The organism is Amycolatopsis sp. NPDC114505 (assembly GCF_055633615.1).
In genome coordinates, this window is the sequence record NZ_JBVKDV010000007.1 from 1 (window position 1) to 23,893 (window position 23,893).

Annotated in this window: 21 protein-coding genes and 1 pseudogene; 10 read left to right on the forward strand and 12 right to left on the reverse strand. The window is 69.0% G+C overall.

Annotated features, from left to right (window positions below):
• Positions 1–183 precede the first annotated feature (183 nt).
• The gene (locus ACZ7OU_RS48915) at positions 184–639 is read right to left on the reverse strand and encodes a hypothetical protein (protein WP_470260589.1); all 456 of its coding nucleotides are present in this window, start codon (positions 637–639) and stop codon (positions 184–186) included.
• Between the two features lie 179 nt (positions 640–818).
• Positions 819–1,208, reverse strand: coding sequence for a winged helix-turn-helix transcriptional regulator (locus ACZ7OU_RS48920; RefSeq protein ID WP_470260590.1), 390 nt, complete (start codon positions 1,206–1,208; stop codon positions 819–821).
• Between the two features lie 129 nt (positions 1,209–1,337).
• Between ACZ7OU_RS48920 and ACZ7OU_RS48925 the strand changes: the two genes are divergently transcribed.
• Both ACZ7OU_RS48925 and ACZ7OU_RS48930 read left to right on the forward strand, forming a co-directional pair.
• Complete coding sequence (locus tag ACZ7OU_RS48925; protein WP_470260591.1) at positions 1,338–2,045, forward strand: DsbA family oxidoreductase; 708 nt, start codon at positions 1,338–1,340, stop codon at positions 2,043–2,045.
• 159 nt (positions 2,046–2,204) lie between these two features.
• Entirely contained in the window at positions 2,205–3,152 is a 948-nt protein-coding gene (locus ACZ7OU_RS48930) for an NAD(P)-dependent oxidoreductase (RefSeq protein WP_470260592.1), read from the forward strand.
• Positions 3,153–3,246: 94 nt separating this feature from the next.
• Here the strand turns inward: ACZ7OU_RS48930 and ACZ7OU_RS48935 are convergent, their stop codons facing one another.
• From ACZ7OU_RS48935 to ACZ7OU_RS48945, 3 genes are read right to left on the reverse strand one after another with little or no spacing between them, the layout of a single operon-like run.
• Positions 3,247–8,112, reverse strand: coding sequence for a DNA repair ATPase (locus ACZ7OU_RS48935; protein WP_470260593.1), 4,866 nt, complete (start codon positions 8,110–8,112; stop codon positions 3,247–3,249).
• A complete protein-coding gene (locus ACZ7OU_RS48940; RefSeq protein WP_470245426.1) occupies positions 8,109–10,118 on the reverse strand; it encodes a flotillin family protein in 2,010 nt (669 codons plus the stop codon). The genes ACZ7OU_RS48935 and ACZ7OU_RS48940 overlap by 4 nt, the downstream gene beginning before the upstream one ends.
• A 6-nt stretch (positions 10,119–10,124) precedes the next feature.
• Positions 10,125–10,694, reverse strand: a complete 570-nt coding sequence (locus tag ACZ7OU_RS48945; protein ID WP_470260594.1) for a hypothetical protein — start codon at positions 10,692–10,694, stop codon at positions 10,125–10,127.
• Between the two features lie 291 nt (positions 10,695–10,985).
• Here ACZ7OU_RS48945 and ACZ7OU_RS48950 point away from each other — a divergent pair, with 291 nt between their 5' ends.
• Both ACZ7OU_RS48950 and ACZ7OU_RS48955 read left to right on the forward strand, forming a co-directional pair.
• A complete protein-coding gene (locus ACZ7OU_RS48950) occupies positions 10,986–12,374 on the forward strand; it encodes a M1 family metallopeptidase (RefSeq protein WP_470260784.1) in 1,389 nt (462 codons plus the stop codon).
• A gap of 82 nt (positions 12,375–12,456) precedes the next feature.
• A complete protein-coding gene (locus ACZ7OU_RS48955) occupies positions 12,457–12,795 on the forward strand; it encodes a hypothetical protein (RefSeq protein WP_470260595.1) in 339 nt (112 codons plus the stop codon).
• A gap of 71 nt (positions 12,796–12,866) precedes the next feature.
• Here ACZ7OU_RS48955 and ACZ7OU_RS48960 read toward each other — a convergent pair whose 3' ends face one another.
• Positions 12,867–13,460, reverse strand: a complete 594-nt coding sequence (locus tag ACZ7OU_RS48960) for a TetR/AcrR family transcriptional regulator (RefSeq protein ID WP_470260596.1) — start codon at positions 13,458–13,460, stop codon at positions 12,867–12,869.
• A gap of 106 nt (positions 13,461–13,566) precedes the next feature.
• On the opposite strand from ACZ7OU_RS48960, the gene ACZ7OU_RS48965 reads away from it, so the two are divergent.
• The 4 genes from ACZ7OU_RS48965 (at position 13,567) to vanX (ending at position 17,243) form a co-directional block, all read left to right on the forward strand.
• A complete protein-coding gene (locus ACZ7OU_RS48965) occupies positions 13,567–14,301 on the forward strand; it encodes an SDR family NAD(P)-dependent oxidoreductase (protein WP_470260597.1) in 735 nt (244 codons plus the stop codon).
• 293 nt (positions 14,302–14,594) lie between these two features.
• Complete coding sequence (locus ACZ7OU_RS48970; protein ID WP_470260598.1) at positions 14,595–15,617, forward strand: D-isomer specific 2-hydroxyacid dehydrogenase family protein; 1,023 nt, start codon at positions 14,595–14,597, stop codon at positions 15,615–15,617.
• The gene (gene vanA, locus ACZ7OU_RS48975; RefSeq protein WP_470260599.1) at positions 15,604–16,638 is read left to right on the forward strand and encodes a D-alanine--(R)-lactate ligase; all 1,035 of its coding nucleotides are present in this window, start codon (positions 15,604–15,606) and stop codon (positions 16,636–16,638) included. Before ACZ7OU_RS48970 ends, vanA begins: the two co-directional genes overlap by 14 nt.
• Positions 16,635–17,243 (forward strand): D-Ala-D-Ala dipeptidase VanX, encoded by a 609-nt coding sequence (gene vanX, locus ACZ7OU_RS48980; protein WP_470260600.1) that lies wholly within the window; start codon positions 16,635–16,637, stop codon positions 17,241–17,243. The genes vanA and vanX overlap by 4 nt, the downstream gene beginning before the upstream one ends.
• A gap of 6 nt (positions 17,244–17,249) precedes the next feature.
• Here the strand turns inward: vanX and ACZ7OU_RS48985 are convergent, their stop codons facing one another.
• Positions 17,250–18,329, reverse strand: coding sequence for a sensor histidine kinase (locus ACZ7OU_RS48985; protein WP_470245436.1), 1,080 nt, complete (start codon positions 18,327–18,329; stop codon positions 17,250–17,252).
• A 7-nt stretch (positions 18,330–18,336) separates the two neighbouring features.
• Entirely contained in the window at positions 18,337–18,996 is a 660-nt protein-coding gene (locus ACZ7OU_RS48990; protein WP_470245437.1) for a response regulator transcription factor, read from the reverse strand.
• A gap of 87 nt (positions 18,997–19,083) precedes the next feature.
• On the opposite strand from ACZ7OU_RS48990, the gene ACZ7OU_RS48995 reads away from it, so the two are divergent.
• The gene (locus tag ACZ7OU_RS48995; RefSeq protein WP_470260601.1) at positions 19,084–19,503 is read left to right on the forward strand and encodes a M15 family metallopeptidase; all 420 of its coding nucleotides are present in this window, start codon (positions 19,084–19,086) and stop codon (positions 19,501–19,503) included.
• Here ACZ7OU_RS48995 and ACZ7OU_RS49000 read toward each other — a convergent pair.
• The 3 genes and pseudogenes from ACZ7OU_RS49000 to ACZ7OU_RS49010 all read right to left on the reverse strand — a co-directional run bounded on the left by ACZ7OU_RS49000 (position 19,486) and on the right by ACZ7OU_RS49010 (position 22,334).
• Positions 19,486–20,121, reverse strand: coding sequence for an NAD-dependent epimerase/dehydratase family protein (locus tag ACZ7OU_RS49000; RefSeq protein WP_470260792.1), 636 nt, complete (start codon positions 20,119–20,121; stop codon positions 19,486–19,488). The two genes, ACZ7OU_RS48995 and ACZ7OU_RS49000, sit on opposite strands and share 18 nt — an antisense overlap.
• 885 nt (positions 20,122–21,006) lie before the next feature.
• Positions 21,007–21,369, reverse strand: a pseudogene (locus tag ACZ7OU_RS49005) (NAD-dependent epimerase/dehydratase family protein); the annotation flags it as partial.
• Entirely contained in the window at positions 21,366–22,334 is a 969-nt protein-coding gene (locus tag ACZ7OU_RS49010; protein WP_470260602.1) for a ScbA/BarX family gamma-butyrolactone biosynthesis protein, read from the reverse strand. The pseudogene ACZ7OU_RS49005 and the gene ACZ7OU_RS49010, both read right to left, overlap by 4 nt.
• Before the next feature lie 206 nt (positions 22,335–22,540).
• On the opposite strand from ACZ7OU_RS49010, the gene ACZ7OU_RS49015 reads away from it, so the two are divergent.
• A complete protein-coding gene (locus ACZ7OU_RS49015; RefSeq protein ID WP_470245440.1) occupies positions 22,541–23,170 on the forward strand; it encodes a ScbR family autoregulator-binding transcription factor in 630 nt (209 codons plus the stop codon).
• A 58-nt stretch (positions 23,171–23,228) separates the two neighbouring features.
• Here ACZ7OU_RS49015 and ACZ7OU_RS49020 read toward each other — a convergent pair whose 3' ends face one another.
• Positions 23,229–23,846 (reverse strand): ScbR family autoregulator-binding transcription factor, encoded by a 618-nt coding sequence (locus tag ACZ7OU_RS49020; protein WP_470245441.1) that lies wholly within the window; start codon positions 23,844–23,846, stop codon positions 23,229–23,231.
• Between the last annotated feature and the right edge of the window lie 47 nt (positions 23,847–23,893).

Genomic DNA, 23,893 nt, shown 5'->3' on the forward strand with positions numbered 1-23,893 from the left:
AGCTCACCCCGGTCGAGTTTGAGACCATCTACACGACCGCAGCAGCGGCCTGAGAAACAGTCAGCTCCGGTGTCAACCGAAGTCTGGGCAGACCCGAGTCCCCTTAGCTCCACAGACGTATTTTGGACACATGACGTCGATTGACTCGGTTTCGTCATGTAGACCGGTTCGGTCGATGATTGATCAGGGGCCGATGCTGCCCGGTGTCGCCTGAGCGAACGCCGAGGTCGACACCCATTCATCAATCAGGTCAGGACGGGCATGAGCAGTCGGCCGCCGTTTTCGCCTCCGTGACAGAGGTAGCGGGGTCGACAGCGTCTCGCCTGGGGTACAGCACGCGTTGACGCCGCAGCAGGCGCTGGCGGTGTCGTTGTCGGCGGTGCTGTTTGCTCGGAGCCAGCGGGTTTGGTGGCTCGGATGATCGCGGAGTGCATCCCGTCGGCAACTGTGGGGGTCGGGTGACCTGGATATCGGAAACCCTGCGGCTTCCAGGCTGGCGCGGTACTCGGCGAAGGCGAGCGCTCCGGCGATGCAGCCGAGGTGGCCGCCGCGTTCGGCGCGCTGCTCCGGGGTGAGGTGGGCGTCGGTGATGCCGACCCGGCCGCCTCGCACCAGGACGCGGTGGGTCTCGGTGAACACGGCGGGCTTGTCGACGGACAGGCAGCCCGCGGGGCGGTGCAGGTGGACATCGGGTGGTCGCGCGATTCCACGCGCTTGAAGTGGTCGCTCACAAGCCGGGACTGGACCGCCAGAGGATCGCCTGTTTCATGAGCGGCCACCTATCAAACGCATCGTGTCCGTGACCGCTTGCGTGGTGGTTATGGTCCGGCCGTTGCGGTGCGCTCGCGGTTGGCGCGGATCTCGTCGTGGTGGTCGGCGGCCCAGCCGATCAGCGAGGTGACGATCTCGTGCAGGCCGCGGCCCAGCGGGGCGAGGGTGTACTCGACGCGCGGGGGTACCTCGGCGTAGGCGGTGCGGGTGATCAGGCCGTCCTGCTGGAGCTGGCGAAGGGTGAGGCTGAGCATGCGCTGGGAAATGCCCGGGACCTGCCGTTGCAGGTGGGTGTAGCGCAGCGGTCCGGACTCCAGGACCGCGATGAGCAGCAGGCTCCACTTGTCGCCGACGCGGTCGAGGGTCTGGCGGATGAACTCCATGTGCTCGGCGGGGATGGCCGCGCACGGCCCGATCGCCGCCGCTCGTGCCGTCACCTCTGCTCCGTCGGCCGTCTCCATGACGCACATTCCTCTCCGGTACGCACACCGGTGTGCCTTTTGTATCGCCTTCCATACTGGTCCACCATGGCGTTACACACAAGTTGTAAGAAATGGAGGTGCGTGATGAAGGTGGACATCTGGTCCGAGGTGACCTGCCCCTGGTGCGGCCTGGGGAACCACCGGGTGGCCAAGGCCATCGAGCGGTTCGAGCACGCGGACGAGGTGCACCTGGTCCACCACTCGTTCCCGCTCAGCAGCAGCTTCCCCGAGGGCGACACCTTCTCCGTCCGCGAGGCCCTGCTCCGCCGGCACGGTATGGGCGGCAGCCAGGCCGAGACCTCGACCCGGCGGATCGAGAAGCTCGCCGAAAGCGAGGGCCTGATCCCCTACCAGGTGCTGGACAACAAGGTCGGCAACACCGACCTGGCCCACGAGTTCCTCGCCCACGCCGGCGCCCAGGGCAAGAACCGCGAGGCCTGGGACGCGATCTTCACCGCCTACTTCGGCAAGGCCGAGCCGGTCTTCTCCCTGGACGATCTCCTGGTGCTCTCCGACGAGCTCGGCCTGGACCGCGAGCAGAGCCGCCAGGCCCTCACCGACCGCCGCTACCGCCGGCAGGTCCGCGACGACGCGGCCCGCCCCCAGCGCCTGGGGGCGACCGGCGCGCCGTTCATCGTCGTCGACGACCGCTACGGCGTGCCCGGCGCCCAGGACAGCGACAGCTTCCTTGAACTGCTGCGCGAGGCCTGGGACGACAGGCGCCCCCTCACCCTCGCCGGCGATGCCCCGGTCTGCGGACCGGACGGCTGCGCCGTCCCCGAGCGCGCCTGATCCCGGCCCCACACGTGCTGATGCCGGCCCCGCTGCTCCCGACGCACGAGGCGTCCATGACCAAGTCGCACGACGAGGCCCGCCGCCTGGGCTCTGCCCTGACCGGTCGGCCGGCCGCCTGATCCACCCCTGAACTCCCCGAAAGGCATTTTGATCACCATGAGCAACCTCCTGGTCTTCGGCGGCAGCGGCCGCACCGGCGCTCACGTGCTGGAGTACGCAGCCCGACGCGGCCACCACGTCCGCGCCCTCGTCCGCAACCCCGACACGGTGCGGGCACCGGCCGGCGTCGAACTGATCCAGGGCACCCCTGCCGACATCGACGACATCCGCCGGGCCGCCAAAGGCACCGAGGCCGTGATCAGCGTGCTGAACAACGGCCGTGCCTCCGACAACCCATGGGCCAAGCCGGTCAGCCCGCCGACGTTCATGACCGACGCCGCCCGCCACACTCTCACCGTCATGGGCGAGCAGGGCATCCGCCGCATCGTGTTGACGTCCACGCAGGGCGCGGGCGACGACTGGGCCCGGCTCAACCCGCTGGTGAAGGCGTTCATCAAGCTGTCGAACATCAAGGCAGGCTTCGCGGACCACAGTGGCGTCGACCAGGTCATCCGCGCTTCGTCCGGCATCGACTGGACCCTGGCCCGTGCCGTCACCCTGGCCGACAAGCCCGTCGGTGGCCCCGTGCGGGCCGCCGAGCCCGGCACCGAAAAGCCCGGCGCACGGATCAACCGCGCCGACCTCGCCCAGTTCCTCGTCCAGACGATCGAGGACGACGCATGGATCCGCGAAGCGCCCCTGGTCTGGACACCCGCGGCTGACCCGTCCCGTGGTTATCTCTGCGGTTTCCGACGCCATTTGACGCCCACTATCGCCATCGTCGGTGCCGGCCCAGGGCTGGGCCTGTCCATCGCCAAGGTGTTCGGCCGCAACGGCTTCTCCGTGGCACTCGTATCGCGGCCCCAGGACAAGCTCGACCGTCTCCCGGCATCACCATGTCCGGCCCGATGGACGCGACGGTCTGCTGTTCACCACATGTTCGAGCTACCTAGCGGACGACTCAGCCCCAATTACTTGACGCTGTGTCACAAAGGTCTCCAGTGACCATTCGGCCGGCATCCGAAGTCCGAGCTATCGCGAAGCAGTGCCGCGAGCCAGCGCACAAGCCTGACTCGCGATCCGCTGCATCTCAGAGCAATCAAGCCTCTTCCCGTGCCAGCTGCTGAGCCGCCCGCTCGATGGCCGTCTCGACCGCGCCTACTCGGTCGGCCAGCAGGCCCACCGCGCCGACCGCTCGGCTCAGTGGGTCCTTGCCGTCGCCGCCCAGGGCCTGCTCGCGTACGTATGCCGCCTTTACGTCGGCCCACCGCTGAGCCTGCGGAGGGGACAGCCGTCCCCGTAGCTCGGCCAGTTTGAGCAGGTTTGCCTCGGCGCCCGACGTCAGCGTCTGCGCCTCGCCTGCGTAGTGGTCGTCGATCAGGGACTCGAGCTCCGTGTCGTTCATCGCCGGCACTATCCGCTCGGTGAGCTTGTTCATGTTCCGGTACGAACCCTGTAGCTGGAACGGCGGTTCGGTGCGTGAAGCGTCTGCCTGCGCCGCTGAAGCGATGTAGGCCTGGTTGTTCGTCAGCACGGTTCGCTGGACCCGCAGGAGTTTCCGGAGAACTGACAGAATCTGCTCCAGCTCCGTGCCCGAGTACGCGTGCGAGAGCTGGTCGGCGCGCACGGAACCGTCGCCGCGGGCCATTCGGACCAGGGTGTCCACATCGGACCGCTCGCGGGACACGAGGGGCGCCAGTACGGCGTTCGACGTCAGCGCGTTCTCGACGTAGCTGAGCGCGAAGAGCTCTTCCTTGCCGGACAGCACGTCGCCGAGGTTCCAGACGTCCGCGCGGTTGGCGAGCATGTCGGGGATGCGGAAGCGCTTGCCCTGCTCGGTGTACGGGTTTCCGGCCATGCACACCGCGAAACGCTTGCCGCGCAGGTCATACGTCCGCGTGCGGCCCTCCCACACACCCTCCATTCGCCGCTGCGCGTCGCACAGGGAGATGAACTTCTGCAGCAACTCCGGCGACGTGTGCTGGATGTCGTCGAGGTACAGCAGCACGTTACTGCCCTGCTCCAGCGCGAACGAGATCTTCTCGACCTCCTGCCGCGCGGTCGCGTTGGGCGCGTCCGCCGGGTCGACCGAGGTGACGTCGTGGCCCAGCGCCGGCCCGTTGACCTTGACGAACACCAGTCCGAGGCGGCTGGCGACGTACTCCATCAGCGTCGTCTTGCCGTACCCCGGCGGTGAGATGAGCAGCAGCAGACCGGACTGGTCGGTGCGCTTGGCGTCGCCGGCTGCGCCGAGCTGCTTGGCCAGGTTGTCGCCGATCAACGGCAGGTAGACCTCGTCGAGCAGCCGGTTCCGCACGAAGGCGCTCATCACCTTCGGCTTGTACTCCTCCAGCCGGAGCCGGTCGCGTTCGGCCGCCACCAGGTCGTTGCGCAACCTTTGGTACGCGCGGAAACCCGGCACGCGGTCGCGGCGGAAGCGCTGCGTCCTGGCGAGCGTCTCGTCGAGCCGCACCGTCACCGACCGCCCGGTGATCCGCGGGTGCGCGCCGAGCAGACCGTCCACAGTGGCCGTCAGCGTCGCCGACGAGTCGTACCGCGGCAGGTCGCACAGCTCGATCGCGACGGCTTCGGGCAGCTCGTCGACCGGCAGCCCGGCCGAGTCCGCGAAGGACCGCAGCCACGCGTCGGCGAGCTGGTACCGGTCCGCCAGGTCGTCGAGGGAACCCAGGTCTTCGGCGAAGCTCCGCCGGTCCAGCCGGAACTTGTCCAGCACCGCCCGGGCGCCACCGCTGGTGACGAACCCGGCCGGCGCGACGGCGAGCTCCTCGACCAGGTACTCGCCCGAAAACTCGGTCTCGAGCCCAAGTCCGCCGGTGAACGCCGTCACCGCCTCCCCGAGCTCCCGTGCCAGCTCGTCGAGTGCGGGCACAGAACCGAAGGCCTCCCGCACCCGCGCGAGCGATGCGGCCCGCGTCGTCCAGGCAGCGCGCGCCCGCTCGTCGGCGCCGAACGCCCAGAACAGCTGGGCCGCCGCCCGGGCGGACGGCGGGTAACGCAGGAGCCCCGCGGCGGACCGCAGCCGCAGCAGGGCGCCCAGGATCGCGGCGGCGTCGTGGTCGTGGACCCCGCGCGCGTACCCCTCGTCGTACCGCTCCGCGGCCACGCTCCGGACGACGTCGAGCAGGTCGGCCTCGACCAGCTCGGCCGCCGGCCGCTCGGCGAGGATCGACGTCGCGAGGTACTCGGCCCGGTAGACCTCCGGCGACTCCGAGACCAGTAGCTGCTCCCAGTACGGCCGCGTCGCCTCGAACGCGGCGTCGCGCACCGGCGCCCGGTAGTCGGTGCCGGTGATCGCGAACTTCATCGTCCCGTCGTGCGGCACCAGCGTCAGGTCGATGTCCTGGGTGTTGACGGCGAAGGTGTTGCGGCCGAGGCGGATCGTCTCGCCGCCCTCGCCGTAGAGGTCGAGCCGGTCGCGCAGGGCCCGGCCGGCCTCCTGGCGAGCGGCCTTCACCCGGCCTTCGAGCTCCTCGGCCCGCACCTGGTCGCCGAGCGCCCGCAGGTCCTCGACGACGCTGCGCAGCTTCGAGACCATCGGATCGGCCGCGAAGTAGGTGTTGATCTCCTCCGCCGAGCCGAGCGAACCGACCCGGCGCGTCACGCTGCCGAGGATGCGCCCGGCCGACTCGACCAGCCGGTCCGCCCGCCGCGCCCGCTCGTCGAGCAGCGCCTGCTTGCGCGAGGAGAACGCCTCGTAGACGTCGGTGCGCTTCTCCCCGAGCGAGGTCAGGAAGTCGTCGAACTCCCCGAACCGCGATTCGAGGTTCTCCAGCTGCAGCAGCAGCCGGCCCAGCTGCTCGTCGCAGCGCTCGGGGGTGTCCGCGACCGCGAGCCCACCCGTGATGGCCTGCGCGAGCAGCGCGAACTCGGCCGCGAACTCCGCCCGCCCCTCGGTCTCCAGGAGCTCCTTGCGGCGCGCGTCGAGCGTGGCACGGGCGCGGTTGACGGCGCCGATCACCTCGCCGACGCGCTCCAGGATCTTGGTCCGGACGACGGCGTCGGCGATGTCCAGCCCGCCCACGACGTCGGTGAGGACCTCCAGACCGGCGGACTGTTCGTCGAGCTGCTCGGCGACCGGACCCGCCTCGGCGACCGTCTTGATCGCGCCCGCCGCCGCGATGAGCCCGTCCACTTCGGCGTAGTAGCCGGTGAACGCCTCCTCGCCCTGCAGGAACCGCACGGCCCGCTGCGCGGCCTCGGAGAACTCGGTGTCCAGCCCGGCGATCAGCTCGTCCACGCGGGTGGTGTCGGCGTACCGCAGTTCCCGCACGGTGACCAGCCGCCCGCGCGCCCGGTGCATCTCGGCCAGGCGCCGCACCCACGCGTCCGCCGCGTTCAGCGCCTCGCCCCGCACCCGCCGCACGAGCGACGCCGTGTCGGCTGCCGCGGTGTCGACGGCTTCGGCCGCCTGTGCGGTCAGCGAGGTGACCGTCTCGAACTCGTCCAGCACCTGCTCGGCGGTGACGCGGACGTCGGACAGCGGCGAGCGCAGGTCACCCAGCTCGCTCTCGCCCAGCCAGTGGTAGTGGTCGAAGACCCGCCCGCAGGCGGCGATCAGCGCCTCGAACACCGCCGCCGACGGCGCCATTTCCCCGATCATCCTGGTGATCGACAGGCAGTCGGAGATCCCGCGGACGAGGTCGGCGTTCCCGACCCGCTCGAGCGGTCCGGTGCCGGTCGGCTGCGACGCGGCGTAGGTGTCCGACTGGAACGGCGTCCGCCACACCTGCATCGGGTGGACCCGGCTCGGTTCGTCGGACAGCGCGCGGAACAGGATCATCGTGCCGTCGTCGAACAGCGAGTACCCGTGGCACGGGATCGGGTTGGCGACTTCCTTGCGGATCACGTTGTAGGGCAGCAGGAGTGAGCGCCCTTCGGCCCGCGCGTGGAAGACGTACAGCACGTCCTCGCCGTTGGGCGAGCGGATCACGCGCTCGAACTCGAGACCGTCCACAGTGGTGTCGAACGTCTTGCTGACGCCGGTGTCGAGGTAGTAGCCGCCGGGGAAGATGATGCCGTGGTCCTCGGGGAGCCGCTGGCAGGCCTGCCCGATGCCGTCGAGCCGCACGACGTCCTGGGTGCGCGTGTTGAACACCAGGTAGCGGTTCGTGGTTTCCTTGTACGGCAGCATGCGCAGCAGGATCAGCGGGCCGATCCGGGCGTAGGATACCTCGGCGTCGGCGAGGCTCTGCAGCGGCTCGTCCACCGGCTCGGCGTACACGCCGGCGCCGGTCTCGGTGTTGTTCTCGACCTTGACCGTCAGGTTGCCGCCGACGGTTTCGACGAAGACCTCGTCCTCGATCGAGATGTGCGGGTGCCGGCCGAGGACGTGGTCCTCGCGGGTCGTCTCGATCCACTCGAAGTCGTGCGACGGCGGGAACACGTGGTCGCGCTCGCCGCGGCTGTCCAAGTAGGACACAGTGCCGTCGGCCGCGACGGCCCAGCGCAGCACCCGGATGTCCTCGGTGCGCGGGCCGATCTGGAACACCGCGAGCAGCTTCCCGTCCAGCCGGCGCAGCTGCAGCAGCTTCGCCTGCCGGTAGTACCGGTACAGCTCGCCGAAGTCCCGCCCGAACTGCTCGTCACGCAGCAGTTCGGGCAGTTCCTCGGCGCTGACGTCGTCGAAGCGGAACGCGTCTTCGTCGCGGCTGAAGCGCTGCAGCGAGAAGACGTCGTCGATCGCCGTCTCGGGCTTCAGGCCGATGAAGACGTTGTAGCCGAACAACATCCGCCCGTCGACCGCGACGATGTCCCGGGGCACGCAGTTGTTGGCGGTGCGGATGCGTTCGGTGCCGACCAGCGCGAGCTGCGCGCTGCCGAAGACCTCCAGCCGCCGCGCGTTGAGCTCGTCCGCGCGTTTCGCCAGCTCGGCGGCCTGGGCGGCCAGCCGGACGCGGAGCACGTCATAGGTGCCCGCGTCCAGCTCCGTTGCGGCCGCCGTCACTGCTTCGCGGCGACGACGGTGGCGACCGACGTCTCGGCGAGGCCGAGCTTCTGCGCCGTGGTCATCAGCTCACGGAGCTTGTCGCTGTCCGGCCCGCCGGCCTGCAGCTGCTTCGCCAGGAAGGCCGACAGCGTCAGGTTTTTCACGTCTTCGGTGCTCACCGCGCCGATCAGCTTGGCGAGGTCGTCGGTGAAGCTGGCCGACCCGTCGAGGTAGGGCCGCGCGAGCGACTGGACGACGTCGGAGTGCTGCACGAAGCCGTCCACGCTCTTGCCGAGGCCGATCGAGCCGACCACCCGGTCGAAGAACATGGTCTCGCCGCCGACGATGTCGATGTCGGCCTTCTCCAGGCCGGCGCTGAGCACGACCGCCTGCGCTTCGGCGACGTCACGCTGCACTTCGAGCGCGGCCAGCCGGATCTCCTTCTCGGCGTCCAGCCGCAGCCGGTACTCCTCGTGCTCCCGGCTCGCGCTGTCGAGCGCGGCCAACGCGGCGGCCTTGTCGGTGAGGCCCTCGGCTTCGCCCTTCAGCTTGTCGCGCAACGCTTCGGCGATCACGACGGCCTTCTCGCGCTCGACGATCGCCTCGGCGCGGCCGACCTTCTCCAGCGCGACGGCGTCGCGTTCCCGCACCTGCGCGGCGGCGAGCCCGGCGGCGGCCTCCTCGGCCTGGATGCCTTCGGCGAGCCGGATCTTGGCCCGCGTCTCCAGCTCGGCGGTCTGCTGGCGCGCCTCGGCGAGGGTCAGCTCCTCGCGGGCCTTGTGCTTGGCGGCCTGCTCCGCGGCCTCGGCGGCCTTGATGCCCTTGACCAGGTTCTCCTGGGCTTCGGCCTCGGCGCGGATGACGACCGCCTCGCGGGTGCGCTGGGCCTCCTCGACCACCCGCAGCTTCTTGATGTTCTCTTCCTGCTCGGCGACGGTCTTCTCGACGGCGATCCGCTCCCGGATCACCTCGGCGATCGACCGCTTCTCGGTTTCGAGTTCCTTGTCCTTCGAGATCCGGGACAGCTCGGTCTCGCGCTCGCGGCCGATCACCTCGAGCAGGCGGTCCTTTTCGATCCGCTCGGACTCGATGGCGATGACGCGTTCGCGGTTCTTGCCGGCGACTTCGATCTCGCGCTGCTGGTTCTGCTGCTGGATGCCGAGCTGCTCGTCGGTGCGCAGCTGCGCGGCCTGCGACTTGAGCCGCTCCTCGGCCTGCACCTTCGCGATCTCGGCTTCTTCGCGCGCCCGCATGGTCTCGACTTCGCGACGCTGCTTGATTTCCGCGTCGGCCTGGCGTCGCTCGAGTTCGAGGATCGCCTCCCGCGCGTCCACGTTCTGGCGCGTGATCTCTTTTTCTTCGTGGCGGCGGAATTCGTTGGTGCGCACGTGCTCGATCGCCGTCAGCTCGGTGATCTTGCGGATGCCCTGCGCGTCGAGGATGTTCGCCGAATCCAGCGAAGCCATCGGGGTCTGCTCGAGGTAGTCGATCGCCGCGTCTTCGAGGCTGTACCCGTTCAGGTCGGTGCCGATGACGCGGATGATCTGGTCGCGGAACTCGTTGCGCTTGGTGTAGAGGTCGACGAAGTCGAGCTGCTTGCCGACGGTCTTCAACGCCTCGGAGAACTTCGCGTTGAACAGTTCCTGCAGGGTCCCCTGGTCGCTCGCGCGTTCGGTGCCGATCGCCTGGGCGACCTTCACGACGTCCTCGACCGTCTTGTTGACCCGCACGAAGAACGAGATCCGGATGTCGGCGCGGATGTTGTCCCGGCAGATCAGGCCTTCCTGGCCGGTGCGCTCGATGTCGATCGTCTTCACCGAGATGTCCATGACCTCGGCCTTGTGCAGCACGGGCAGCACCATCGCGCCGGTGAAGGTGACGTCGACCTTGCGCACCTTGGAGATGATCAGCGCCTTGCCCTGCGGCACCTTGCGGAACAGCCGGCTCACGACGAACAGCAGCACCAGGACGATCAGGGCCACGACGGCGATCAACACGCCGGCCCCCAGGCCGATGGCATCCATTCCGGTTCAGTCCTTTTCTGCTTCGAGTTCCATGGGACCGACCCAGAAGAACTCACCCGCGGAGTCGTAGTCGTAGAGGACAACGCGGCTGCCCACGCCGAGGTTGCCTTCGCCCGCCAGTCGAATTTGGATGATCGCCGACGAGCCGTCGGCAGCGGTGGCTTCGGCCTGCCCGAAGTCCTCGGTGACACTCGACGTCCGCACGACGGCGACCCGGCCGACGAAGTCCTGCCGCGTCGGTTCGGCCCCGGCGAAGACGCGGCGCAACGGCACGATGACCAGCCGGGTGCCGAGCGCCCCGCCCACGAGCGCTCCGGCCAGGACGCCGAAGCCGAGCGGGATCCGCAGGGGCGAGTCTTCGATGAGGACCGTGCCGACGAGGCTGAGGAACCAGCTGAACGCGACGAACAGCGACAACGAGAGGGACAGCGGGACGCCGCCGAAGAACCCGATGTCACCGTCTTCGATGTCGAGGACGCCGAGCAGGGCCAGCCCCCAGTAGCCGATCACGACGACCAGCAGGAAGCTGAAGAGCACGGCAGGAAATGCCAAAGCCGCGGAGACGAACCCGCTCATCGTTTTTCTTCCCCCCAAGGACGGGCCCGGCAGTGCAAGGCCCTGGCCAGCGACTATATCGGGCAAGCACGAGGGCGGGTGAACATTTCGGACACGAAGCGGTCACGCGCGAGACGGCTCGAACGAGACCTGGGGGTGACACTTCGCTTCTGAGTGGTCACGTTTCGTCGACGCAGAGCACCGTCGACGAGCGTGCCGGTTGATCCGTGTGGCGGGTCGGACCTACTCTTCAGCGTCGATGATTGCCGAGGAGGACCCATGCGAGGCGTCAACCGTAGCCGTGGCCACTTGGTGATCATTTCTTGCGCCCTGTCCGTAGGTCTGCTGGCCGCGACGAGCACGGCGGCTGATGCGGCACCAGCGCCGCGGTACTCGCCCGGTGCGTCGGGCGCCGGGGATCCGTACTTCCCCGACATGGGCAACGGCGGCTACGACGTCGGCCACTACGACATCCGGCTGGCGTTCAGCCCCAAAACCAAGGCGATCGACGCGACCACGACGATTTTCGCCACGGCCACCCAGGATCTCTCCCGCTTCGACCTGGACTTCCAGGGACCGCTGACGATCAGCAAGCTCTCGGTGAACGGCCAGAACGCCACCTTCACCCGCAGCGGTGCCCAGGAGCTGGTGATCACCCCGCCGTACGGACTGCGGAAGGGCAGCCCGTTCGTCGTCTCGGTGAGCTACACCGGCGTCCCGCAGAAGATCGACGATCCCGCGCTGGGCCTGTCCGGCTGGGTCGCCACCAAGGACGGCGCGATCGCGCTCAACCAGCCGATCGGCGCGGCGACCTACTACCCGGTGAACGACACCACCGACGACAAAGCGACCTACACGCAGACCATCACCGTCCCGACCGGACTCACCGTGGTGGCCAACGGCGAACCCGGGCCCACCACCACGCGCGATCACCAGACCACCTTCCGCTGGAGCATGAACCGCCCGATGGCCAGCGAGCTGGCCATGATCGCGATCGGGAATTACAACGTCACCCGCGGCGTGACGGCCGGCGGCCTGCCGAACATCACCGCGATCGGCCAGTCGATCGACACCAAACCCGGTCAGGGCAAGGTGTTCAACCAGACCACGGCGCAGGTCATCCAGTGGGAGTCGTCGGTGTACGGGCCGTACCCGTTCGACTCGACCGGCGGCATCCTCGCCGACGTCGGCGTCGGCTACGCCCTCGAGACCCAGAGCCGGCCGGTCTACGACCAGAGCACCAGCGACGTCGACGGCGACCTGCTCGCCCACGAGCTCGGCCACCAGTGGTTCGGCGACAGCCTCACTCCGGTGCACTGGTCGGACATCTGGCTCAACGAAGGCTTCGCGACCTACTCGGAGTGGCTGTACCAGGAGAAGTTCAACGGCGTCCCGGTGCAACAGACTTTCGCGAAGACGTACGCCGACGAGAAGGACTGGAGCGGCGCGGTCGCCGACCCCGGACGTGATCGCATCTTCGACGACCTGGTGTACAACCGCGGCGCGATGACACTGCAGGCGCTGCGCATGAAGATCGGCGACCGCGCTTTCTTCGGAGTGCTCAGGTCATGGCCGACGGCTCACCGGTACGGCAATGTCTCGACGCGGCAGTTCATCCAGTTCGTCGAGCGGCAGACCAACCGCAACCTCGATTCGTTCTTCCGCACCTGGCTCTATCAGCCGGGCAAGCCGACGCTTTGAGCCCTTCGCCGCCGAGGTCAATCACTGGTCCGAGCAGTACCGGTCCCGCGCCGTCGACGGCGAAGTTGCCAGGGAGGCAGCGGTGGTCTTGTTGCGAACATCTGCAGGCCTCAGTGTGAACGCGCCTGACGAGAGCAATATTCGTGCAGTCCTGGAAGGACTACCTCGAGGTGGTCACGTCATCCTTGAACGCGAGAAAAGCGCTAGCGGCAGTGAGCACTACATTCAAGTGCGACTTCAACCTGAAGGTATCTATCAACTGGAGTACCGAGAAGGGAATTCGGACAATCACTACCAGACTTTGACCATTTCGCGCGAGAAGGCGGGAGATGCTCTCATCGGCTGGCTTGCACCCGAAAGTTCCTGGCGTGAAAAGTTCCAATGGAAGTCAATCGGTGATTGGCTTGCCGGGAGGCAGTGACCGGACGACCTCGGACAGCGGCAAGCTCCCGTGGAGTTCGTGGTTGCCGATGAGGTCATCGCCCAGTGCCCTCATTGCCGGGTCGCTGCAGGGATGGCGTTGTCGATGAGGATGGCAGCGATGGCCGCGGCCGTCGGGAACGTTTCGGTGTTGGTGGCTCGGTTGCGGGCTGACGCGCCGTCCAGGAGTAGGGCCAGTTGTTCCCCTAGCTCTTCCGGGTTGGAGGCGCCCGCTTCGCGAGCCGCTTCGGCAAGCCGTGCGGCGATGGCTTTCTTGTAGTCCTGCGCGCACTGGCGGGCGGGGTGGTCGGGGTTGGGGATTTCGACCGATGCCGCGATGAAGGGGCACAGCGGTGTGATGCCTTCCTTTGTCGGCAGGTCGAATGCCGCCAGGAGACGCTCGCGGGGCGTGAGGTCTGCACGGTCGAACACTTCTGGCATCACCCCGGGGTCGAAGCGGCGCAGGTACTCGGCGACCAGTTCGTCCTTGCCGGTGAAGTGCTGGTAGGCCGTTCGCTTCGACACCTGGGCCACCGCGCAGAGCTGGTCCATGCCCGTCTGGTTGATGCCCTGCTCGCGGAACAGCTCCTGTGACGCGCCGAGGATGCGCTCGCGCGCGCCCCTGCCGCGGCGGACGCCCTGGGGGCCCTTCTCCAACTCCGTCATCTTCCCAGTCTAGCCGAGTTGGGTACTGATCGGTGTACATAGCTTGCGCTCCAGGTGGCCGTCGGGCTACGTTAAGGACACAGAGCGGTGTACTTAAGGAGTGGTTGTGGGAAAGCTCGATGGCAAGGTCGCGGTGATCACGGGCGGTACCAGCGGTATGGCGCTGGCCGGTGCCAAGCTGTTCGTCGATGAAGGCGCGTATGTCTTCATCTCGGGACGGCGGCAGGAAGCGCTGGATGAGGCCGTCGAGGTGATCGGGCGGAACGTCACCGGTGTGCGGGGCGATGCCGCCGACCTGGCGGATCTGGACCGCCTGTTCGACACCGTCAAGCGGGAGAAGGGCTCCATCGACGTCCTGTGGGCCAGCGCCGGGATGGGTGAGCAGCGCAAGCTCGGCGAGATCACCGAGGAGCACTTCGACGCCGCCTTCGGGCTCAACGCGCGCGGCACGCTCTTCACCGTGCAGAAAGCGCTGCCGCTGTTCAACGATGGCGGCTCGATCTTCATGACCGGGTCCAACGCTTCACTCAAGGGCTACCCCGAGTGGAGCGTCTATGCGGCGAGCAAGGCCGTCCAGCAGGCCTACGCCCGCGTCTGGCTGTCCGAGTTGAAGGACCGGCGGATTCGCGTGAACGTGCTGACTCCCGGCCAGGTCGCCACGGCGAAGCAGGAGGAGCTGTTCGACGAGGCGACGATGCGACAGTTCGAGTCCCTGATCCCGCGGGGAGAGATGGGCCGGCCCGAGGAGATCGCGACCGTCGCGTTGTTCCTCGCCTCCGACGACTCGAGCTACGTGAACGGGATGGAACTGGCCGTCGACGGTGGCACCGCGGCGATCTGAGCGGCGCTTACGGTGTCCGCAGCCTCACTCGCTGTCGACGCAGGTGATCGTCTCGCCAACGGGCCCTGGACGTCGAAATGCTCGTCGAGAAGCTCTGTGCACAGGGTCGAATGCATGCCGAGGTTGGCGCCGGAGTGCGTCAACACCGGGTCCGAGCCTCCCGGAAGATTGTGCGCGTCGGCGGTGCGGCGGCTGGGACGCGCCGATCGGTGGCGACATCTGACGCGGGATATCGCCGGCTTATCGAAAACCGCATACGTGACGGCAACACGAGGCCGGTTTGACTGGCCGGCATGACCCACCGCGGACCAGCACGGACAGCGGCCGCGCCTCATCCGGCCGCGGCGGCTACGGGAATCACGATCTACGGGTGCGAGCCGGACGAGGCCGTCCTGTTCCGGGAACTGGCGCCTCGCTTCGGCGTCGTGCCGACCATCACCGACGCCGCCGCGTCCGAAGCCACCAGCGAACTGGCGGCCGGCAACCGGTGCGTCAGCGTCGGGCACAAGACCCGGATCACCGATTCCGCTCTCTTCGCGCTCAGCCGGGCCGGGGTGGAGTACATCTCCACGAGGAGCGCGGGGTTCGACCACATCGACGTCGACTACGCGCGGCGCGTCGGCATTTCCGTGGGAAATGTCGCCTACTCCCCCGACAGCGTGGCCGACTACACCCTGATGTTGATGCTGATGACGGCGCGGAACGCGAAATCCGTCCTCGGCCGCGCGGAGGTCCACGATTACCGGCTGGGTGAAGTACGCGGGAAAGAACTGCGCGACCTGACCATCGGCGTGATCGGGACGGGACGCATCGGCGCCGCGGTCATCGACCGGCTGCGGGGTTTCGGGTGCCAGACGCTCGCTTACGATAGCCGTCCGCAGACTTCCGCTGACTACGTTCCGCTCGACGACCTGCTCATGCAGAGCGACATGGTCACGCTGCACACGCCACTCGACGCGAGTACCCATCACCTCCTGGACCGCCGGCGCATCGAGCAGATGCGGCGCGGCGCGGTCGTCATCAACACCGGACGCGGGTCCCTGCTCGACACCGAAGCGCTGATCCTCGCGCTGGAGAGCGGAAAGCTGGGCGGCGCGGCCTTGGACGTCCTCGAAGGAGAAGAAGGAATCTTCTACGCCGACCGCCGGAACGGGCCCGTCGGAAGCGAAGCACTGCTGAAGCTGCAAAGAATGCCGAATGTGCTGATCAGCCCGCACACCGCGTACTACACGGACCACGCACTGAGCGACACCGTCGAAAACAGTCTCGTCAACTGCCTGACCTTCGAAAGCGGGAAACAGCATGGACAGGGTTAAAGTCGGAATCATCTTCGGGGGATCCACGGAAGAACATCCCGTTTCCGTCAAATCCGCGCGAGAGGTCGCGAAACACCTCGACACCGAAAAATACGAACCGTTCTGGATCGGGATCACGAAGACCGGCGAGTGGCGGCTGTGCGACGGCCCCGGCGAGGGCTGGGAAGACGGCCGTCCGGTGGTGCTCTCGCCAGACCGAAGCGTCCACGGACTGCTCGTCCTCGGGCGGGGACAGTACGAGACGATCAGGCTGGACGTCGTGCTGCCCCTCCTGCACGGCAGGCTCGGCGAGGACGGCGCGATGCAGGGTTTAGCCGAACTCGCCGGCGTCCCCTACGCCGGCTGTGACGTCCCGAGTTCCGCTCTGTGCATGGACAAGTCGCTCACCTACCTCGTCACCGGGAACGCGGGAATCGCGACGCCGGAGTTCCGGACCGTCACGGCGGACGAGACCGTCGATCCCGCCGGGCTCACCTATCCCGTCTTCGTCAAGCCGGCCCGCTCGGGATCGTCTTTCGGCGTCAGCAAGGTATCCCGCGAGGAGGAGCTGCCGAGTGCGGTGGAGGCCGCGCGGCGGTACGACTCGAAGGTGCTGATCGAGGCGGCGGTCGCCGGCAGCGAGATCGGGTGTTCGATCCTGGGGAACGACCAGGACCTGATCGCGGGCGAACTGGACCGCGTCGCGCTTTCCCACGGCTTCTTCAAGATCCACCAGGAAAGCGACCCCGAAAGCGGTTCCGAGAACTCGACGTTCATCGTTCCCGCGGACATCTCGCCGGAGTCGCGCGCGCTCGTCCAGGAGACGGCGAAGGCCGTCTACCGCGCCTTGGGCTGCCGGGGACTCGCGCGGGTGGACATGTTCCTGAAGGAGGACGGGACAGTGGTCCTCAACGAGGTCAACACCCTGCCCGGGCTGACTTCGTACAGCCGCTACCCGAGGATGATGGCGGCCGCCGGGTTGCCGCTCGGCGAGGTGCTCGACCGGCTGGTGTCGCTGGCCTTGACCGGGAAGTTCCAGTGAAGGACGACTTCGTCTTCGTGGACGAGTTCGCGCCCGGAATACGCTGGGACGCCAAGTACGCCACCTGGGACAACTTCACCGGCAAACCCGTGGACGGCTACCTGACGAACCGGGTCGTCGGCACGCGGGCGCTGTGCACGGCCCTGGAAAGAGCGCAGGAGAAAGCCGGATCCCTCGGCTTCGGCCTGCTCCTGTGGGACGGCTACCGCCCGCAGCGCGCCGTGGACTGCTTCCTGCGCTGGTCACGGCGGCCCGAGGACGGCCGGACGAAGCCGCGGCACTACCCCAACATCGACCGGGCGGAGATGTTCGAAAAGGGTTACGTGGCCGCGAAGTCCGGGCACAGCCGGGGCAGCACCGTCGATCTGACGCTCTACCACCTGGCCACCGGTGAGCTCGCCGCGATGGGCGGTGACCACGACCTGATGGACGTGATCTCCCACCACGGCGCGACGGCGGTCACGCCGGCCGAAGCGAGAAACCGGCGTCACCTCCGGTCCGTGATGGAGACGTGCGGGTTCGTTCCGTACGACGCCGAGTGGTGGCACTACTCGTTGCGGGACGAGCCCTACCCGGACACGTACTTCGACTTTCCCGTCGGGTAGCCGCGGTCAGCGCAGCCACCAGCGCGGCAGCTCGACGCTGATGCGGAGGCCGCCGCCGGGGCGGGGGGTCAGGGTGAGGGTCCCGTCGTGGGCCTGGGTGATGCTCTTGACGATCGCCAGGCCGAGGCCGACCCCCGCGTGGTCGGCGCGGATGCGTTCGGTGCCGCGCCGGAACGGTTCGACGAGCGTGGAAACCAGCTGCGGGGTGAGCGGCTCGCCGGTGTTCTCGACGGTGAGCGCCACCGTCTTGGACCCGACGCCGGTCGTCACCCACACCGTGCCGCGGCCGGGCCGGTTGTGGACGATCGCGTTGTGCACGAGGTTCGTGGTCAGCTGCAGGAGAAGCGCCGGCGATCCGTGCGTGGGCGCGATTTCGCCGGACGTCTCGATGGCGAGGCCGCGCTTTTCCGCCAGGGGCAGCAGGGTTTCCGTGGCCTCTTCCGCGACGAGCGACAGGTCGACGCGTTCCCGGGTGAAGGAGCGCTGGTCGGCCTGGCTGAGCAGGAGCAAGGCCTCGGTGAGGTCGATCGCCCGTGTGTTGACGGCGTGGAGGCGGTCGACGAGCTCACCGGAGAGCTGCGCCGGATCCGTGCGGGCCACCTCGAGCAGTGCCTGCGAGATCGCCAGCGGCGTGCGCAGTTCGTGGGAAGCGTTGGCGGCGAACCGCTGCTGCTCGGCGACGTGCGCTTCGAGGCGGGTGAGCATCGCGTCGAAGGCGTCGGCGAGCTCGCGGAACTCGTCCTTGCGGCCGTCGAGCCGGATCCGGTGGGACAGCGATCCGTCGGTGGCCATGCGGGTGGCGTCGGTGATGCGGGTCAACGGGGCGAGCATGCGGCCGGCGAGGATCCACCCGCCCAGGAGACCGAACACCAGCAGGAACACCACGACCACGCCCGCGGCCGACGTGAAGGTGCTCATCAGGGTGGCGCGGTTCAGCACCCCGCCGGGCATGACCGCGATTTCGGGCAGGTGGCTGCGCAGGAACGCCCACACGGTCAGGAGCAGCAGGGCGCCGGCGAGCATGAGGAAGCCGGCGTAGCTGACGGTGAGTTTGAGGCGGACGCTCAGCCCCGGCTTCCGGTCCACGGTCTCCTCAGGTGTCGATGCGGTAGCCGGCCCCGGCCACGGTGGCGATGACCCAGGGCTCGCCGAGTCGCTTGCGCAGGGCCGAAACCGTGATGCGCACGGCGTTGGTGAACGGGTCGGCGTTCTCGTCCCACGCCCGCTCGAGGAGCTCTTCGGCGCTGACGACACCGCCTTCGGCCGCGACGAGGACTTCGAGCACGGCGAACTGCTTCCGGGTGAGCGCGACGTAGTGGCCGTCGCGGTGGACCTCGCGGCGGAACGGGTCCAGGCGCAGGCCCGCGATCTCCCGGACGGGTGGCCGGTTGTGGGCGCGCCGCCGGTCGAGCGCCCGGAGCCGGAGCACGAGTTCCCGCAGCTCGAACGGCTTCGTGAGGTAGTCGTCGGCGCCGAGGCCGAACCCGGACGCCTTGTCGTCGATCCGGTCGGCGGCGGTGAGCATGAGGATCGGCATGCCGCTGCCTCCGGCGACGATGCGTTCCGCGACCTCGTCGCCGGAGGGGCCGGGGATGTCGCGGTCGAGGACGGCGATGTCGTAGGCGTTGACGCCGAGCAGTTCGAGGGCGGTGTCACCGTCGCCGGCGATGTCGGCGGCGATCGCTTCCAGGCGCAGGCCGTCGCGGACGGCTTCCGCCAGGTAGGGCTCGTCCTCGACGATCAGCACACGCACGGTTCCGATGCTACGAGCTGATCGATATCGCCGGCATATCGAAAGCGGGATACGGGCCGGCAACACGGCGTCGCCTTGACTGCGGGCATGTCTCCTGTGACGGTCTTCGACGAGACCCCGGCCGTGACCGGCCTCGACCCCGCGCTGCTCGACGCCTTGCGCCGAGCCTCGATGGACGCCGGGATCGCGTTCGTCGTCAACAGTGGCCGGCGTTCGCGCGAGTACCAGGCGAATCTGCTCGCGGCGGCGGTGGTGAAGTACGGATCGGCGGCGGCCGCCGCCAGGTGGGTGGCGACGCCCGACACGTCCGCGCACGTTTCGGGAGACGCGGTGGACATCGGGCCCGCGGCGGCCCGGGCGTGGCTGTCCGCGCACGGCGCCCGGTATGGGCTGTGCCAGATCTACCGCAACGAACCGTGGCACTTCGAACTGCGGGCCGTCGAGCACGGGTGCCCGCCGATGTACGACGACCCCAGTTGTGATCCGCGGTCAGTTTTCCGGGAGTGACTCGCGGTACCAGTCCGTGGCCTCGGCCAGGCGGGAGCTCGGTGTGACGCCGGTGAGTTCCCAGATGCGGGTGCTCTCGTACCAGTGATCCCGTGTGAGCAGGGAGTACTGGTGGTCGGTGAGCCACGGGAGGGCGGCTCGGGTGCGGTCGCGGTGTTCGGTCAGGGGCAGGTCGTTGGTGGGGGGTGGGAGGTCGAGCAGGTCGCAGACGGCGGTGACCAGGGTGCGGATCGTGACCGGGAGGGGGTCGGCTACGTGGAGGACCTCGCTTGGCCGGGTCAGGCTGGGATCCAGGGCCAGTGCGGCGATGGCGGCGGCTAAGTCGGCCACGGCGACTAGCGACGTGCGGGCTGCGCCGCCCTCGGCCCAGGCCGGGACCGCCTGGATCCAGCGGACCAGCGCGGGCACGACGTGGCGGTCGCCGGGGCCGTGGATGAGGTGCGGCCGTAGGACGGTGCCGCCGGCCGCCAGGACGAGCCGCTCCCCGGCCAGCCTGCTGCGGCTGGTGGGGGAGGTTGGGTCGGTGACCAGCTCGGAGTCTGGGGGCGGGTGGTTGTTTTGGGTGGTCGGTGGGCTTGGGGGCGTTGTCGGCTCGGGGTGCGGTCCTCGGCTCGTCACGCCACTCCCGGCGGCTGGCGGGTTCGGCTCGGGCCCGATGGGCGGGCGCTCGGCCGCCGGGTTGCCACGGCCGGTCGGCGGCCCCTGCACCGCCAGCGACTCTGCCCCAGCGTGCAGCCCCCGGTCGGCTAGGCCACTCCCGCCGCCCGACGATCCCGGCTCGGGCTCGGTAGGCAGGCGCTCGCCCGCCGGGTTGCCACGGCCGGCGGGCGGCCCCTGCACCGCCGCCGACTCCGCCCCAGCGTGCGGCCCTCGGCCCGCCACGCCACTCCCGCGGCCCGACCGCCCCGGCTCGGGCTCGGTAGGCCAGCGCTCGCTCGACAAGCCATCGCAGCCGGTCGGCGGCCCCTGCTCCGCCACCAACTTCGCCCCAGCGTGCAGCCCCTGATCCGCCACGCCACGCCCGCCGCCCGACCGTCCCGGCTCGGCCGCCGGCCTGGGGCCGGTCGGCGGGCGTTCGCCCGCCAGGGCGCCCCGGCGGGCCGCAGGCTCCGGCCCGACCTCCGGGCACCAGGCCGACGGGCCCGGATTCGCCTGCGACTCGGCCGCTGACCCATCCCCGCAGGTCAGCGACCCCAACTCACCTCGCGAACCCCCGTTCGCCCGGGTCGGTGGCGGCCCCGGCTCGGCCGCTGCCCCATCCCCGCTGGCCAGCGACCCGAACCCACCCGGCAAACCCCCATCCGCCCGGGTCGACGGCGGCCCCGGCTTGGGCGCTGACCCGTCCCCCGACTCACCCGGCAAACCCCCGTCCGCCCCGGTTGGTGGTGGCCCCAGATCCGCCGCCATCCCAGGCTCTTCGGGCGGCGGGCCGGAGGCGGCCCCCAGGCCGCTCCGGTCCGCCGTCCCTTCCGCCGGTACCTCTGCCCCCCGGTGCACTCCGTCCCGGTACACCGCGCACGTGCTCAGGTACAGCACCCTCCCCGTGCCGGCCCTCCCCGCCTCCGCCAGGAGGTTCGCCGTTCCCCGCTCGTTCACCGCCGTGCACAGGCCGGGATCCCCTCCGACCTGCGACGCCAAGTGCACCAGCGTCGAAATCCCCGTGCACGCCCCCGCCAGCGCCCCCGGGTCGGTGAGGTCGGCTCGCCACGTCCTCACTCCCGCGTCGGTCATCCAGGCCGGCGGGGGGCGCCGGACAAGGATGCGGACGCGGGGGCCCATTCCTCGTCCGAGCAGGTCTCGTAGCACCGCCGTGCCCACGAAACCCGTGGCGCCGGTCAGCAGGATGTCCGGCTCACCCGCGCTCACGACAAGCGCATCCCCAGTGTGCCGCTCGCCGCCGTCGCGCCCTTCTGGCGGACTTCGACCCGGACCGTCCTCGTGCGCTCCGGGCCGGCCTTGTCCGCTTCGACCACCAACAGGCACTCGGAGTCGAACTCCACGTACGCGTCGAACCGGAAGTCCGCGAGCGCCGGCAGGGCGTACGGGTCGCCGATCGCCAGCAGGGCCGCCTGGCGCGCTCCCTCCAGCAGCAGCATGCCCGGTACGTGGTCGGCCGGGTGGTCGAACAGCACCGCGTGGTCCGGGTCGAACCGCAGTGCCCACGTCCCCTCCTTCGGGGTGGCCGCCACCAGCACGTCCTCCGCGCGGTCCCGGCCGACCGACGCCGGGGCGACGCCCGGCAGGGCCGCCGCCTGGAACGGGGTCGCCGCGAAGTGGTCGCCCCGGACCCGGCGGTAGACCGCCGAGGACACGCAGCGCCAGCGCTCCGACGCCGTCCCGATGCGGCGGCCGTCGCGGAAGCACTCGAAGTCCAGCCGCATGCCGCCGACGTTCTTGCCCCGGTACTCGACGTCGTGCGCGGTGACCCTCAGCACCACGTCGACCGGCCGGCCCAGCGTGGCCAGCCCGGTCTCCTCGACCGAGTAATCCTTGCGGTCGGACAGAAAGCTGTGGCTCAGCGGAACGCCGTAAGCACGGTGCGCGATCAGCAACGCCGCCTGGCGAATGGTTTCCGCGTACAGCATCGGGTCGTGGAACACGGGCGTCCGCGGCCCGAAGAAGCTGTGCCGGCGCGGCCACTGCGCGCCCACCTCGAACCGGCCTTCGCCGAGGATGTTCAGATCGGTGACGAAGACCTCCGAGACGGCCGCGCGGTGCACGAGGCTCCGCGGGATCGTCTGCTGGAAGTCGACCGCGCGCGCCACGGCCACGTCGATGATCTTCGGATCGGAAATTTCGCGCGCAGACTCCTGAAGGATGGTGCCGACCATGACGGTCCTCCTAGAATTTGCTACCCCAGTACCCCAGTACTCCCCCGCTTCATTTGTAGCCGAACCGGACACCTAAAACCATACCAACCGAGCGGTTTTTTTTAGTGGCTTTCCCTGCCCCTGGGACGTAGACTGGCCATTGACGCATGAGGTACCGCCGAATGGTCTACTGTGGACCGGCCGGCCACGAGCGAGAGGGGCTGGGCGTGGCTCGCCAAGAACGTGCCGAGCAAACACGGAACGCGATCCTCGAGGCGGCGGCCTCCCGGTTCGACGCGGTCGGCTTCCTCGGCGCGAGCCTGTCGGACATCCTGACCGAAGCGGGTGTCACCAAAGGCGCGCTGTACTTCCACTTCAAGTCGAAAGAAGATCTGGCCGACGCGCTGATCGACGAGCAGTTCACCGTCTCGGACCCGCTCGCGGAGATCGAAAACCCGGGGCTGCAGACGGTCATCGACCTCACCCAGGGCATGGCGGCCAGCCTGCAGTCCGACGTCCGGGTGCGGGCCAGCATCCGGCTGGTCATCGAGCAGGGCTCGTTCATCTCGCCCGCGAACAACGCCTACAAGCGGTGGGTCGACACGCTGCACGCCTGCCTGCTCGCCGCGAAGGCGGCGGGTGACGTGCGCAAGGAGATCAACGCGCACGACCTCGCGCAGTTCGTGCAGGCGTCGTTCACCGGGATCCAGCTGAGCTCGCAGGTCCTGACCGGGCGCGCCGACCTGCTGGAGCGGATCACGTTCATGTGGAACACGATCCTGACGTCGGTGGTACCGCCGCGCCGGCTGCACCGGTTCCTGCCGGCGGGCACGTCGGCCGAGGCCGCCACGGTCTGACCACACCCGAGGAACGGGCGGCCGGGAACTCTGCCGGACCGCCCTCTTTACTTTCCCGTCACGCTCCCGCCCCCGCCGTCGGGCGCGGTGACCGCTCGGCCAGCTCGATCAGCCGCCACAGCTTTCCCAGCGTCACCGCGAGGTCGCTGTCCGGCACGACGATCCGGCTGGAGACCACGGATTCGAGGCCGACGCACGTGACGACCACCAGCAGCTCCGCGGTCTCGAGCGGCACGTCGGCGCCGAGCTCGCCGCCGTCGATCGCGTCGGCGACGTACTCGTGGATCTGCGCCAGCCAGGTCCGGGAGAACACGACGAACCGCTCGTCGACGGACCCCATCTCGCGGGCCATCCGGAAGCTCGCGCCGACCTTCGGATCGGTTTCGAGCCAGTGCATGAGGGCGCGGCTGAGCTCGGCGAGGCGCCGCAGGGCGGGCCGTGCCACCGCGAGCTGACGGCCCACGTGCGCGCGCAGCACCTCCGTCGCGGCGATCTGCACCTCGTCGCAGATCTCGTCCTTGGAGGAGAAGTGGAAGTACAGGCCACCCTTGGTGACGCCGGCCGCCTGCGCGATGCCCACCATGCTGGTGGCGGCGTAGCCGTCCCGGTGCAGCAGCACGGCCGCGGCCTCCAGCAACAGGCGCCGCGTGTGTTCCGAGCGTGCCTGCTTGGTCACCGTCGGTCCCCTCCGCTCGTGCCGTTCCGGCGCAGGGACCCTGCGCG

Coding starts and splice junctions, on each gene's coding strand:
- ACZ7OU_RS48925 (WP_470260591.1), top strand. CDS start 1,338: ATGAAGGTGGACATCTGGTCCGAGGTGACCTGCCCCTGGTGCGGCCTG.
- ACZ7OU_RS48970 (WP_470260598.1), top strand. CDS start 14,595: ATGACCCACCGCGGACCAGCACGGACAGCGGCCGCGCCTCATCCGGCC.
- vanA (WP_470260599.1), top strand. CDS start 15,604: ATGGACAGGGTTAAAGTCGGAATCATCTTCGGGGGATCCACGGAAGAA.
- ACZ7OU_RS48945 (WP_470260594.1), bottom strand. CDS start 10,694: ATGAGCGGGTTCGTCTCCGCGGCTTTGGCATTTCCTGCCGTGCTCTTC.
- ACZ7OU_RS48930 (WP_470260592.1), top strand. CDS start 2,205: ATGAGCAACCTCCTGGTCTTCGGCGGCAGCGGCCGCACCGGCGCTCAC.
- ACZ7OU_RS49010 (WP_470260602.1), bottom strand. CDS start 22,334: ATGGTCGGCACCATCCTTCAGGAGTCTGCGCGCGAAATTTCCGATCCG.
- ACZ7OU_RS48960 (WP_470260596.1), bottom strand. CDS start 13,460: ATGACGGAGTTGGAGAAGGGCCCCCAGGGCGTCCGCCGCGGCAGGGGC.
- ACZ7OU_RS48940 (WP_470245426.1), bottom strand. CDS start 10,118: ATGGATGCCATCGGCCTGGGGGCCGGCGTGTTGATCGCCGTCGTGGCC.
- ACZ7OU_RS48995 (WP_470260601.1), top strand. CDS start 19,084: ATGTCTCCTGTGACGGTCTTCGACGAGACCCCGGCCGTGACCGGCCTC.